The sequence below is a fragment of the Paraburkholderia sp. genome, from assembly GCF_024281035.1.
GTDB lineage: Bacteria > Pseudomonadota > Gammaproteobacteria > Burkholderiales > Burkholderiaceae > Paraburkholderia.
This window is the reverse complement of record NZ_JAMXLH010000050.1, coordinates 22711-35912: the sequence shown is the minus strand read 5'-3', so window position 1 is coordinate 35912 and position 13202 is coordinate 22711. Positions and strand designations below refer to the sequence as shown.

The following is a 13202-nucleotide window of genomic DNA, read 5'->3' as shown; positions in this document are numbered from 1 at the left end:
AGCTTCGCCCGTCTCTATGCAACCGACCCCACGTTGCCCCGCGCGTCCCGGTTTGGGAAAACGCGGCGGATCACGCGTTATTGATAATCCGTGAAGCGCGACGGCACAGGCGGCTGGCCGGGCAGCGGCGTGTAGCCCGGCACGCTGGCGCGGAACGCCGCCACCAACCCGTTGTCGACGTTCGACAGCCCCTTGAGCGTGAGTTGCGCGAGGAACCGCGTAGCCGAGTTTTGACCGCCTGTCGTATTGACCCCGTTAGCGTAGCGCTGCAGGCCGACGCCGAGCGCCCAGCAATCGGCGTCGTACTGCAAGCCGACCAGCCCGTCGACGAGGCGCGTGCCGTTCACGTCGTAGTTGAAGCGGCCCACAGCGTACACCCGGTGCGAAAGCGGCCATTGCGCCGAGATCAGGATCTGGTTGATTGGCTGGTTGTCGAGCGTCGTGTTCGCGCGCGTGTAGCGGTACGCGACATTCAACACGCGGCTCGTCCCCGGGCTGTAGCCGAATCCGATGCTCGCCTTCGTGAGCTGTTCGTTGTCGGCATTATATTGGAACGCCGTTTCCGAAGCGAAACCCGCCCCGAGCTTCAATGACGCGCCCGCGATCAGGTCCGAATGCGTGGCCTGCGCGGTCGTTTCGGTCGGCAACAGCGTGACGCGCTGATCCCGGAAGTAGTACTGCTGCGCGAGCACGAAGCGCGCGCGCTCGTCGCCCGTGGCCGCGTCGATGAAGCGCGTGGTGATCGCGGCGGTGATGCGGTTGGCGTCGGCGATGCGGTCGTTGCCGACGAACGTGTTCGGCGTGAAGATTTCCGCGAGTCCGAAGTCGGACTCGGCCGTGTCGAAGAGCGGCGCGAAGCTCTGGTTCCGGTACGGCGTGTACACGTAGTACAGGCGCGGTTCCAGCGTCTGGATGTAGTCCCGGCCGAACAGGTGCACCGAGCGGTCGAACACGAGCCCCGTGTCGAAGCTGAAGGTCGGCACCGATTCGGTGAAGTTCTTCGGCTGTCCGGCCGGCGAGCCCGAACCGATGTTGCTGAGGTCGTACGACGCGAAGTGCCACTGCACCTTCGGCGTGACGAAGTAGCCCGGCCCGATCAGCGAGTACGACAGGTACGGATTGAAGACGACGCGGTCGCCTTCGGTCATGTCCGAACTCGTGATGCGAAAGCGCGAGTAGTCGGCTTCCGCCCCGTAGTCGAAGCCCCCGACGTTGTACTTCGCGTACTGGACGTTCAACTGGGGCTCGCGGCCATACGGCGCCGCGGTCGGCTCGAGCGTCTGCCAGTGCTGGATGCGCCCGAGCACCGACCACGGGCCGTTGTTGTAGGTCAAGCCCGCTTCCTGCTGATACAGCAGCTGCGTGCCGTTCAGGAACTGGTTGACCGGTGAAGCCAGGTCTTCCGGATAGGTGTTGTCCGAAACCCTGTTGTAGTAGATGTACCCGCCGAAGCCGCCGCCGAAGTTCTGGTTGTGCTGGATGAACACCGCATAGCGGTTCGTCTTCGTGATCGCGTCGTCGGGCAGGAACGTGCCGGTGATCGTGCCGCTGTAGTTGGTCGACAGATACCGGTAGGCGGCCTCCGTGAACACGCCGCGCTTCGAGATCAGTTCGGGCGTGAGCGTCAGGTCGCGGTTCGGCGCGATGTTGAAGTAATACGGCAGCGCGATCTCATAGCCGTTCGTCGAGCTGACCGAAAACGTCGGCGGCAACAAGCCGCTGCGGCGGTCGCCCGACAGCGGAAACGTCAGCCACGGGCTCGCGAAAATCGGCACGTCCTGGAAGAACAGCACGCTGTTGTGCGCTACGCCTTCGTCCGCGCCGGTGTCGAAGTCGAACTCGCTGCCCTTGATGTACCACGCCGGGTTCGTCGAGCACCGGCATGCCGTGTAGGTTCCGTTCGTGAGCACCGAACGCTCGCTGTCGAGCAGGTCCGCGCGCTCGGCGCTGCCGGAGCCGCCCGTCAACGTGAAGTGATACTTCGGCGCGGGCATGAAGCCTTCGTTGGCTTCGACTCTCAGGTGAGCCTCGGGGCCCGTGAACGTCGCGCCGCTCTGGGAGACCACGACGTGGCCGTACGCGGCGGCGGTGTCGGTGTCGACGTCGTAGTGCAGCGCCTCGCCCTTCACGATATTGGTGCCCTGGCGCAGTTCGGCCGAGCCCCTGAGCGCGATGTCGGTGTTGGCGGTGCCTGTGGTCGAGTCGCCGAGCACGAACGTGGCCGGGCGCTGCGCGGACACATTCGGGTGAACTTCGAGTTGCGGTGCGAGGCGCAGGCTCAACGGGCCGTCCAGCGGCTCGGGCTGCGCGGCGGCACCCGACAGCTGGGCGTGCGCCAGCACGGGCATCAAACCCGGCACGGCCACGAGTGCCGCGATGAGCCGCCGCTTGCCCGGCACGCCGTCGTCACTGCTGGAGATCGTCTGGAAAAACTGTCTGGGCGGCATTTATGGTTTTGGCGAATCGGCACGGCCGTCTGCCCGGTCCAGCGCTGCCTCGTGCCTCTCGCGCCGGCGCGAGGCGAGGCCCGGCTGCACGTCCGGTTACCCTCGATCGTTCGATCGAGGCGGCGTACGAACCGTCACGTGGGCTTTGGCGCGGGTCGCGTCAAAAAAGTCGTGGGGTATTATATGGCAAGACGTTGATCCACTGATTTTGCCCCCGGTTTTCATGACCTCGACCGCCGCACCCCGCCTAGACGACACTCCCGCCGATCCCCGGCACACCCTGCTCGCCGCCTGGCTTGCCCGCCACGCGGACCGTTACGCCCTCGACCTCGCCACGCTCGTCCCGGCGTCCTCCGACGCGAGCTTCCGGCGCTACTTTCGCATCGCCAGCAGCAGTAGCAGCAGCGAGCACGGCGCATCGCTGATCGCCGTCGATGCGCCGCCGCCCGAAAAATGCCGCGAATTCGCCCGGATCGCCGACCTGCTCGCCGCAGCGGGCGTGCATGTGCCGCGCGTGCTGGAAGTGGACTTCGAAGCGGGCCTGATGCTCGTGACCGATCTCGGCGCCGCACCGTATCTGCAGGCGTTGCAGGCAGCCGGCCCCGGCCCGCGCTCGCGCGAACTGATGCGCGACGCACTCGATGCGCTGATCCGCTGGCAGCTGTCGTCGCGCGAAGACGTGCTGCCGCCGTTCGACGAAGCGTTTTTGCGCCGCGAAATGGAGCTGATGCCCGAGTGGTTTCTGCAGCGCCATCTCGGCCGCGAAATCGACGAGGCCACGCGCGGCGTGCTCGATCGCACCTTCGCGCTGCTCGTGGCGAATGCGCGCATGCAGCCGCAGGTGTTCATGCTGCGCGATTTCATGCCGCGCAACCTGATGATCGCAACGCCGAATCCGGGCGTGCTCGACTTCCAGGACGCGGTGTACGGACCGATCACGTACGACATTGCGTCGCTGCTGCGCGACGCGTTTATCAGCTGGGACGAGGAATTCGAACTCGATTGCGTCGCGTGGTACTGGGAGCGCGCCAAAAAAGCCGGGCTGCCCGTCGACGCCGACTTCGGCGACTTCTACCGCCAGCTCGAATGGATGGGCCTGCAGCGGCACATCAAGGTGCTCGGCCTCTTCTGCCGCATCAACTACCGCGACGGCAAGGCGCACTACATGGCCGACCTGCCGCGCTTCCTCGGCTACGCGAGCAAGGTCGCGCATCGTTACCGGCCGCTGGCGGCGTTCGCGCGGCTCATCGACGAGCTGCAGGGCGCGAGCGTCGAAACCGGCTACACCTTCTGACCATGCCCGCCCATGACGAGATTCACGCGATGAGCCGCGCCCGTTTCGAGCGCACGGCGATGATCTTCGCAGCCGGGCGCGGCGAACGCATGCGCCCGCTTACCGATACCTGTCCCAAACCGCTGCTGAGCGCGGGCGGCAAACCGCTGATCGCGTGGCAGATCGAGCGGCTTGCGGCGGCGGGTTACACGAATATCGTGATCAATCACGCGTGGCTCGGCGACCGGATCGAGGCGGCGCTCGGCGACGGCGAGCAATTCGGCGTCGCGCTGCGCTATTCGCCCGAGCGCGATGCGCTGGAGACGGCGGGCGGGATCGCCGAAGCGCTGCCGCTCCTCGAACTGAACGGCGAACCGGCGGTGTTCCTCGCCGTGAGCGGCGACGTCTACAGCGAATTCGACTTCGCGCGGCTCGACGCACGCGCCGAGGCACTCGCCGTGCAGCCCGAGCCGCATATGCACCTCGTGATGGTCCCGAATCCGCCGTTCCATCCCAACGGCGATTTCACCCTCGGCGCCGATGGCGTGCTCGCCGCCGACGGAGCGCCGCGCTACACCTTCGGCAACATCGGGCTCTACGACACGCGCATGTTCCGCGCGCTCGCGCGCGGCACGAAGCGCGCGCTCACGCCGTACTACCGCGAGAGCATCGCGCAGCGGCGCGCGAGCGGCGAGCTTTACGAAGGACACTGGGAAAACGTCGGCACGCCCGCGCAACTCGCGGCGCTCGACGAAGCCTTGCTGGCCCGCCAGCACGGTTAAAGCGCAGCGGACGGCCCGTGCGCGCTGCATGGGCCGCCTGAGCCGCCTGAGCCGCCTGAGCCGCCTGAGCCGCATGGACCGCATGGGCCTCACACAGGCTCACACAAGCGCCACGCCCAACCCACGCACAACGCGCGCCCAATCCACCCGCCACGCGCCTCACTTCCCGCCCGCAGGCTCCGCCATCTGCCCGGCCGGTTCGCTCGACTTCTGCTGCTGAAGCGCCCACATCTGCGCGTAGTGGCCGCCCGCGCGCAGCAATTCGGCATGCGTGCCGCGCTCGACGATCCGCCCATGGTCCATCACGATGATCTGCTCGGCATGCACGACCGTGGAGAGCCGGTGCGCGATCACGAGCGTCGTGCGCTCGCGCGCGATGTTGTCCAGTTCCTGCTGGATCGCGCGCTCCGAGCGCGAATCGAGCGCCGAGGTCGCCTCGTCGAACAGCAGGATCGGCGGATTCTTCAGCAGCGTGCGCGCAATCGCGACACGCTGCTTCTCGCCGCCCGACAGCTTCAGTCCACGCTCGCCGACCGGCGTGTCATAGCCCTTCGGCAGCGTCTCGATGAACGCGTGAATATGCGCCGCGCGCGCCGCCGCGATCACTTCGTCACGGCTCGCATCGGGCCGCCCGTACGCGATGTTGTAGTAGATCGAGTCGTTGAACAGCACCGTATCCTGCGGCACGATGCCGATCGACGCACGCAGCGTCTCCTGCGTGACGTCGCGGATATCCTGGCCGTCGATCGTGATCGCCCCGCCCGTCTCGCGCTCGAGATCGTAGAAGCGGAACAGCAGGCGCGCGAGCGTCGACTTGCCCGAGCCGCTGTGGCCCACCACCGCCGTCGTCGTCCCAGCGGCAATCGTGAAGCTCACGTCGTGCAGGATCTGCCGCGACGGCTCATACGCGAAGCTCACGCGCGAAAAGCGCACTTCGCCGCCGCGCACGGCAAGCTGCGGCGCACCCGGCGCGTCGGCGACTTCGCGCGAGACCGTGAGCAGCGTGAACATGCGGTCCATGTCGGTCAGGCTCTGCTTGAGTTCGCGATACACGGCGCCGAGAAAATTAAGCGGAATGTAGAGCTGCAGCATGAACGTGTTGATGAGCACGAGGTCGCCGAGCGTGAGCCTGCCCGCCATCACGCCTTGCGTCGCGCGCCACAGGATGAACACGAGCCCCGTGCCGATGATCGTCTGCTGCCCGAAATTCAGCGCCGAGAGCGACTGCTGCGACTGGATCGCGGCCGCGCGGTAGCGCTGCAGATTTTCGTCGTAACGCTTCGCTTCCCACTCTTCGTTGCCGAAATACTTGACGGTCTCGTAGTTGAGCAGCGAGTCGATGGCGCGCGAATTCGCGCGCGAATCGAGTTCGTTCATCGTGCGGCGAAAGTGCGTGCGCCACTCGGTCACCCGCACCGTGAACACGATGTACACGACGAGCGCGATAAGCGTGACGATCGCGTAATACGCCTCGTACTTCACGACCAGGAAGCCGAGCACGAGCCCCACTTCCACGAGCGTCGGCAAGATGCTGTAAAGCGAGTACGAAATGAGCTGCATGATGCCGCGCGTGCCGCGCTCGATGTCGCGCGACATGCCGCCCGTCTGCCGGTCGAGATGGAAGCGCAGCGACAGCGCGTGCAGATGGCGGAACACCTTGAGCGCAAGCAGGCGCACGGCGCTTTGCGTCACCTTCGAAAACAGGATCTCGCGCAGTTCGGTGAAGAGCGACGTCGAGAGCCGCACGACCGCATACGCGATCACGAGCATCCCGAGCCCGCTGACGAGCACGATGCCGGGCGCGTTTTGTTCGCGCCCGAGCGCCGCGAGATGGCGCACCGCGGCGAGATTGTCGACGATGTGCTTCATCACGATCGGCACGCCGAGGTTCGCGACCTTCGCGCCGATCAGGCAAGCGAGCGCGAACGCCACGCGCCATTTGTAGGCCGTGAGATACGGCAGCAGCGAGACGATCGTCTGCCAGTCGTTGCGCGGGCCGACGGCGGGCAGCACGGGGTCGTTGGAGGACGGGAAACGGCGCATGGGCGAAAGCGAGGCGTGAGAGCGTATTTCGGGGTGTCGGCGGCGTTGCGGGCAACGGGTCGGCGGGGCGTTTGGCGGGCGTTTGGCGGGCGTTCGGCGGGCGTTCGGCAGGAACCGCGCTGTCTGCATCGGCCAGCCGCCAGCCCGCTTTCCCGTACCGCTGTCCCGTACCGCTTTCTCGTACAATTCCTAGTCCCGGTATTGTCGCAGAACGCTGCACACGCCGCTGAGGCCCGCCAACCGGCGCATTTTAGTCGTACATTAGGCGCACCTTCCGCGTACCTTGCGGCGCGCCGACGCCCCAACGTTTCACCTTTTTTTGTGGATCACCGATGAACGACGCCCATCCGCTCCCCCAACAACCGCCCGCCTTGCGCGTGATGCCGCAGCCGTCGGACGCGAACGTCCACGGCGACGTCTTCGGCGGCTGGATCATGTCGCAGGTCGACATCGCCGGCTCGATCCCGGCGAGCCGCCGCGCGAACGGCCGCGTCGCGACCGTCGCGGTGAACTCGTTTCTCTTCAAGCAGCCGGTGTTCGTCGGCGATCTGCTGAGTTTCTATGCCGAGATCGTGAAGACGGGCAGGACGTCGGTGACCGTCGAAGTCGAGGTGTACGCCCAGCGCATGCGTCTCGCCGATGAGGTCGTCAAAGTCACCGAAGCGACGCTCACCTACGTCGCCACCGGCAACGACCGCCGTCCGCGCCCGCTGCCGCCGCTCGAGTAAAACCTGCCGGGGCGCAACACAAGCGCCCCGCACCGCTTGTTACGTCGATACGTCACGTCGATACGTCACATCGGTGCGTCACGACACCCACGCGACGCCACGGCTTTCGACTGGCGTGGCGCTCGCGCGCAGCAAGCGCTCGATATCGTCGCCCGGCAGCGCAGGCGCAAAGAAGAAGCCCTGCATCTCCTCGCACGCGCGCTCGCGCAGAAACTCGAACTGCACGGTCGTCTCCACGCCCTCCGCGATCACCTTCAACTGCAATTCGTGTGCGAGCGCGATGATCGCGGCCGTGATCGTCTGATCGTTGCCGTTCGTGCCGATATCCGCCACGAACGACTGGTCGATCTTGAGCCGGTCCACGGGCAGGCGCTTCAGGTAGCTCAGGCTCGAATAACCGGTGCCGAAGTCGTCGATCGCAAGTCCAATTCCAAGCTCGTGCAGTTCGTTGAGCATGGACACGGCTTCTTCCGCGTTGCGCATGAGCGCGCTCTCGGTGAGTTCGAGTTCGAGGTAGCAGGGGTCGAGTCCCGTTTCGGCCAGCACTTCGGTCACCACTTCGGCGATATTGCGCTGATGGAATTCGCGCGCCGACACGTTGACCGACATGCGCACGGGCAAGAGCCCCGCGCGCTGCCACGCGCGGTTCTGGCGGCAGGCCTCGCGCAGCACCCAGTCCGTCAACGGACCGATCAGGCCGCTCTCCTCCGCGACCGGGATGAACTTCGCGGGCGGCACGAGCCCCGAATCGGGATCGAACCAGCGCACCAGCGCCTCCATGCCGATGATCCGTCCCGTTTCCACCTCGACCTGCGGCTGGTAGTGCAGCTTGAATTCGCCGTCGCGCAGCGCGCGGCGCAGGCGCCGTTCGAGGTTCATGCGCACGTCGACGTTCGCGTTCATCTCCGGCTGGAAGAACTGGAACGTGTTGCGCCCCATGTCCTTCGCGCGGTACATCGCGACGTCGGCCTTCTTGAGCAGCGATTCGGCGTCGTCGCCGTCCTGCGGATACAGGCTCGCGCCCATGCTGCAGCCGACGTACAGCTCCGTGCCGTCGACCCACAACGGCTCCGAGATGATCGCGCGCGCGTGCTCCATCCAGCCGACCAGCGCGCGCTCGTCGACGATATCGGTGAGCACGATCACGAACTCGTCGCCGCCGTGGCGCGCCACGGTGTCGCCCGCACCCACGCAGCGCACGAGCTGCTCGGCGACCACGGCGAGCAACCGGTCGCCGACGCTGTGGCCGAGGCTGTCGTTCACGTGCTTGAAACCGTCGAGGTCGACGAACACCACGGCGACGCTGCGCGCCTGCCGGTGCGCAGCCATGAGCGCCTGCTGCAGGCGGGTGCGCAGCAGGTTGCGGTTGGGCAGCATCGTGAGGCTGTCGTAGTTCGCCTGATATTCGAGCTGCTCCTGATAGCGGATCAGCTCGGTGACGTCGTTGATGATGCCGATGTGGTGCGTGGTGCGGCCATCGACGCCGGGCACCGGCGCGATCAGCAGCTGGTTCCAGAAGAGCGCGCCGTCCTTGCGGTAATTGCGCAGCACGGCGCTCACCTCGCGGTCCGCGACAAGCGCCTTCCGGACCGCGACAAGTCCGTCCTGGTTGCGGTCGTCGCGCTGCAGCAGGCGGCTGTCGAGGCCGAGCACTTCGGCGGGATCGTAGCCCGTGATGCGCCTGAATGCGGGGTTCGCGTATTCGATCAGATTGCTGCCGTCCAGCCCCGGCGCCGTGATGAGAATGGCGTTCACGCAGGCGTCGAGCGCGCGGCTTTGCAGGCGCAGCGCGAGATCCGCACGCTTGTGCGCGGTGGTGTCGGTGTAGGTGCCGAGCACGCCGATCACGCGGCCCTCGCCGTCGAGCATCGGCAGCTTGCTCGAAAGCCTCGTCTTGTGCTCGCCGCGGATCACGAGGTCCTGCTCGAAGTTGATGTTCGGCAGCCCCGATTCGAGCACTTCGAGATCCTGCCTGCGCAGGGACGCCGCGTAGGTGCTCCACGGCAGCTCATCGTCGATCTTGCCGACCACCTGCTCGGGATACGCGAGGCCCGCGTCGCGCGCGAACGCCATGTTGCAGCCGAGGTAGCGCGATTGAGCATCCTTCCAGAAGATGCGCTGCGGAATGTTGTCGATGACCGTTTCGAGCATCTGGTTCGAGCGCTGGGCTTCGGCTTCGGCCATGATCTGGTCGGTGACGTCGTCGGCGAGCACGAATACGGCGGCGCGGCCGAGGAAGGTCAGCGCGTGGTGCGACACATCCGCGCTAATGATCGAGCCGTCGCGGCGCCGGTGATGCCAGATGCCCGCCATCGTGCGCACGTTCGGCGTAAGCGTGTCCGAGCGCGTGAGGTGCTGTTCGAGTCGCGAGACGTCCTCGGGCGGGCGGATGTCGCGGATCGTCATCGTCAGGAATTCTTCTTCGCTGTAGCCGTACTGCTGGATGGCCGCCGCGTTGACGGCGAGAAAGCGCAGCGTCTCGCGGTCGAAGACGTACATCGGCACGGGGTGCGCGTCGAACAGCCCCTGGAAGCGCTCGCCGCGCGAGCGCACGCCGCGCAGCAGCTCGCGAGCCGCATTCTCGCGCGCGGCGAAGGTGTAGATGAGCACGGTAACGCCCGCGAGCATCGTCACGACCAGCATCAGCAGCGTGCGGCTCGCCGACCGGGCCGCTTCGCTGAGCGCACCGGCCAGGGCGAGATCCTCCGAGCTCTGGAGCCCCGCAAGCTTCGCGTTGAGCTGGTGGGTGCGCGCGTCGAGCCGAATGTAGTCGCTCGCGAGCGAAGCGCGGGCTTCGCCCACGATGGCGGACGCGCCGGCGCCTTGCACATCGCTTGCAGCGCCCGCCACGCGCGCCGCGCCCGCAGCACTCGCAGTACCCGTAGCACCTGCAGCGCCGGAATCCGCGTGGCCGTCACCGGCGGCGCCTGCGGCCTGGGCATCGGCCAGCTGCCGGGCGTCGCGCGCCTGCGCGTCGTCGATATCGTGCTCGAGCGAGATCGCTTCGGGCGCCACCGCATCGAACCGGCCGGCAAGCTCGGGATTGTTCGCGAGCCCGGCGCGCGCCGATCGCACGATTTCGTCGAGCAGCGCGGCACGCCCGGCGCGCGCAGCGGGCGCCTCCTGCTCCCCGGTCGTCTGCAGGCGGGCAAGCGCGCCGATCGCGCCGGTCAGCACATCGCGCACGCGCGCGATGTCATGCCTCACGCGCGAGGCGCGCGCGGCCTGCGTATCGATCTCGCGCTGCAAACCGATCTGCGACCATGCGACGAACGCGTTGGCCCCGATGGCTGCCACGACGACCGCCAGATTGATGAGCTGGCGTCTCGAAAAAAGAAGGTTCATTGTGTGCCGAACGTCGTTCGTCCCCCGGACGGTGTGCGCGGGACGAAAGGAAACGACCTGCGTGCGAATGGCCGGCGTCTACTGCGCCAAACCGGATAACGGCACGCTTTCGGCGAGGCTTGAGAGCCAGGGGCTGGAATATTCGGCGGGAATATTCGGCGGCGCCAGGACGGCGCTCGCCGATGAAGGGATCCGGACGGCCCTCGGACGTGATTTAAGCGCCCGCTGCAAGCCCGAACTCGCGCATGGCGGGAACAAAATCGTGGTTGCTCTCGGGCTTGCGGGCGAGCTTGGCGAGCACGTAGCGCTGGAACGGCGCAAGCCGCGCCCACGCTTCGAGGTCCGGCGCGGCGACGCTCGCGAGCGCCGCCTGCTGCGCGATGCCGCCCGGCACGGCGTTGAGGTCGCGCCAGGCCGGCGCTTCGTCGGGCTCGAACCACTCGGGCTCGACATTTGCGTGCGTGCGCAGCATTTCGAAGAGCGCGTGGTCGAAATTGGGCTCGGTCGCGATGTCTTCGTCGACGGGAAAGCGGGCGAGCAGCCTGCGATCCTCCAGCGGCAGCAACTGCCACTGGGACAGCGAGATGCGCAGGCCGAAGCGGTCCAGATTGAAGCGCACGCACATGGGAATGTAGGTGAGGTTTTCCGACGATTCGACTTCGAACCGGAACAGAAGCGGAGCGGCGTTCAATGTCATGGCGGTATCCTCGCAAGGCGGACGTATGCTGGAGGCGCCCGCTTGAGGTATTTTAGAGCCTTCCGCGCGGCGCGCGAGCACGCCACGCGAGGCCAGAAGACGGAGTATCACGCTTGAACCCACTCGAAACAGAAGACCAGCCCGGCACCGTCCGGCTGCATGTGCGCCGGCACGACAGCGGGGCGGTCGAAACGCGCGCCGACTACGTCGGCCAGGAATGGCCCGTCGCGCTCGTGTTCAACGGCATCTCGCATGCCGTGATGATGTGCACCCCTTGCGATCTGGAAGCGTTTGCCGTGGGCTTCGCGATTTCGGAGGGCATCGTTGCACGCAACGCGGACATCCAGGACATCGAGGTCGTCTTTCACGAAGATGCGGACCTGCCGCACGCAGAGGTCCACCTCACGGTCGTTCAGCAGGCCTTTGCCGGACTCAAGCAGAAGCGCCGCGCACTCGCCGGCCGCACAGGCTGCGGCGTGTGCGGCGTCGAGAGCATCGACCTGCTCGAACTGCAGCCCGAGCGCGTGCCCGACACGGGCTTCGTCGAGCGTCTCGCGCCCGGCGCCATCGCACGCGCCGCGCACGAGTTGCCGGAACATCAGGCGCTCACGAAGCTGACCGGCGGCCTGCATGCAGCCGCCTGGTGCGACGCGCAAGGCTCGATCCTTTGCGCATTCGAGGACGTCGGCCGCCACAACGCGCTCGACAAACTCATCGGGCGACTCGCGCTCGACCGCACTGACACGCAGCAAGGCTTCGTGTTCCTGTCGAGCCGCGCGAGCTACGAGCTGGTGCGCAAGGCCGCACGCGTCGGCATCCCGATGCTCGCGACGATCTCCGCGCCCTCCTCGCTCGCCATCGCCATCGCGCAGCGCGCCGGTCTGCGCCTCGTGAGCTTCTGCCGCGAATCCGGTTACATCGACTACGAGGTTCGCTAAAGGCGGACGCCAGGAGCAGGCGCTGCAGGCGGCGCGGCCAGAACGTTGTCGAGGCCGCGCGGGCGCGCGTCAGTCGAACTGCCGGAAGTCCGGCTTGCGCTTTTGCAGAAACGCCGTGAACGCCTCGCGCGCCTCCGGCTGCAGCAGCATCTTGCCGAAGTGCACCGCCTCTTCCTGGATCCGCATCTTGATCTCCTCGCCGCTCGCACGCTTCATGAGCGCCTTCGTCAGACGCAGCGACGAAGCGGGCAGCGCCACGAGCTTCGCCAGTTGCGCGGACACGAACGCATCGAGTTCGGCTGCGGGCAGCACGCGGTTCACGAAGCCCATGCGGTGCGCTTCGGCGGCGCCGAACATCTCGCCGAGCAGCAGCTTTTCCGCCGCCGCCTGATAACCGGCGATACGCGGCAGCAGCAGCGACGACGCCGCTTCCGGGCACAGCCCCAGTTGCGCGAACGGCAGGGCGAAGCTTGCGGTATCGGCCGCATAGACCATGTCGCAATGCAGCAGCAGCGTCGTGCCCACGCCGATCGCCGCACCGGCCACGGACGCGACGAGCGGCTTGTCGGCGCTCGCAATCGCCCCGAGGAAGCGCATCACGGGCGAATCGCCGCCAGCGGGCGGCGTCTTCAGAAAGTCTTCGATGTCGTTGCCAGCGGTGAAGATATCGGCCTGGCCGCGCAGCAGCACGACACGCACCGACGCGTCCTCCTGCGCCGAGGCGAGCGCATCGTTCATCGCCTCGTACATCGCCGGCGTGAGCGCATTCTTGCGCTCGGGGCGGTTGATGGTGATCGACAGCACGCCGTTTTCGCGCGCGATCTGGATTTCCTTCGTCGCCGTATTGGTCATCCGCGTTCTCCTTTTGTCTCCTCGTGGGCCATGCGTCGCCACCCAGGATGAAAAACGGTTCGCAGACCACGTGTAGCCTGCGAACCGTGTTGTTCCG

At 66.6% G+C, this 13202-nt stretch carries 9 protein-coding genes; 4 read left to right on the top strand and 5 right to left on the bottom strand.

Annotated features, from left to right (window positions below; translation table 11 throughout):
• Positions 1–77: 77 nt before the first annotated feature.
• Positions 78–2447, bottom strand: a complete 2370-nt coding sequence (locus Q0L30_RS16405; RefSeq protein ID WP_296658417.1) for an LPS-assembly protein LptD — start codon at positions 2445–2447, stop codon at positions 78–80.
• 223 nt (positions 2448–2670) lie between these two features.
• Between Q0L30_RS16405 and Q0L30_RS16400 the strand changes: the two genes are divergently transcribed.
• Together Q0L30_RS16400 and murU are read left to right on the top strand one after the other, a co-directional pair.
• Positions 2671–3741, top strand: a complete 1071-nt coding sequence (locus tag Q0L30_RS16400) for a phosphotransferase (protein WP_296658414.1) — start codon at positions 2671–2673, stop codon at positions 3739–3741.
• 29 nt (positions 3742–3770) lie between these two features.
• Positions 3771–4502 carry an N-acetylmuramate alpha-1-phosphate uridylyltransferase MurU gene (gene murU / locus Q0L30_RS16395; RefSeq protein WP_296658411.1) on the top strand — a complete coding sequence of 244 codons (732 nt, stop codon included), beginning with the start codon at positions 3771–3773 and terminating at the stop codon, positions 4500–4502.
• A 159-nt stretch (positions 4503–4661) separates the two neighbouring features.
• On the opposite strand, the gene Q0L30_RS16390 is transcribed toward murU, so the two are convergent.
• Positions 4662–6545, bottom strand: a complete 1884-nt coding sequence (locus Q0L30_RS16390) for an ABC transporter ATP-binding protein/permease (protein ID WP_296658409.1) — start codon at positions 6543–6545, stop codon at positions 4662–4664.
• Positions 6546–6877: 332 nt separating this feature from the next.
• On the opposite strand from Q0L30_RS16390, the gene Q0L30_RS16385 reads away from it, so the two are divergent.
• The gene (locus Q0L30_RS16385; RefSeq protein WP_296658405.1) at positions 6878–7273 is read left to right on the top strand and encodes an acyl-CoA thioesterase; all 396 of its coding nucleotides are present in this window, start codon (positions 6878–6880) and stop codon (positions 7271–7273) included.
• A gap of 78 nt (positions 7274–7351) precedes the next feature.
• On the opposite strand, the gene Q0L30_RS16380 is transcribed toward Q0L30_RS16385, so the two are convergent.
• Positions 7352–10618 carry an EAL domain-containing protein gene (locus Q0L30_RS16380; RefSeq protein WP_296658403.1) on the bottom strand — a complete coding sequence of 1089 codons (3267 nt, stop codon included), beginning with the start codon at positions 10616–10618 and terminating at the stop codon, positions 7352–7354.
• A gap of 214 nt (positions 10619–10832) precedes the next feature.
• A complete protein-coding gene (locus Q0L30_RS16375) occupies positions 10833–11315 on the bottom strand; it encodes a nitrate reductase associated protein (RefSeq protein ID WP_296658400.1) in 483 nt (160 codons plus the stop codon).
• Positions 11316–11428: 113 nt separating this feature from the next.
• Between Q0L30_RS16375 and fdhD the strand changes: the two genes are divergently transcribed.
• Entirely contained in the window at positions 11429–12253 is an 825-nt protein-coding gene (fdhD, locus tag Q0L30_RS16370; protein ID WP_296658397.1) for a formate dehydrogenase accessory sulfurtransferase FdhD, read from the top strand.
• A gap of 69 nt (positions 12254–12322) precedes the next feature.
• Here the strand turns inward: fdhD and Q0L30_RS16365 are convergent, their stop codons facing one another.
• On the bottom strand, positions 12323–13105 hold the full coding sequence (locus Q0L30_RS16365) for an enoyl-CoA hydratase (protein ID WP_296658395.1): 783 nt from the start codon (positions 13103–13105) through the stop codon (positions 12323–12325).
• Positions 13106–13202 lie beyond the last annotated feature (97 nt).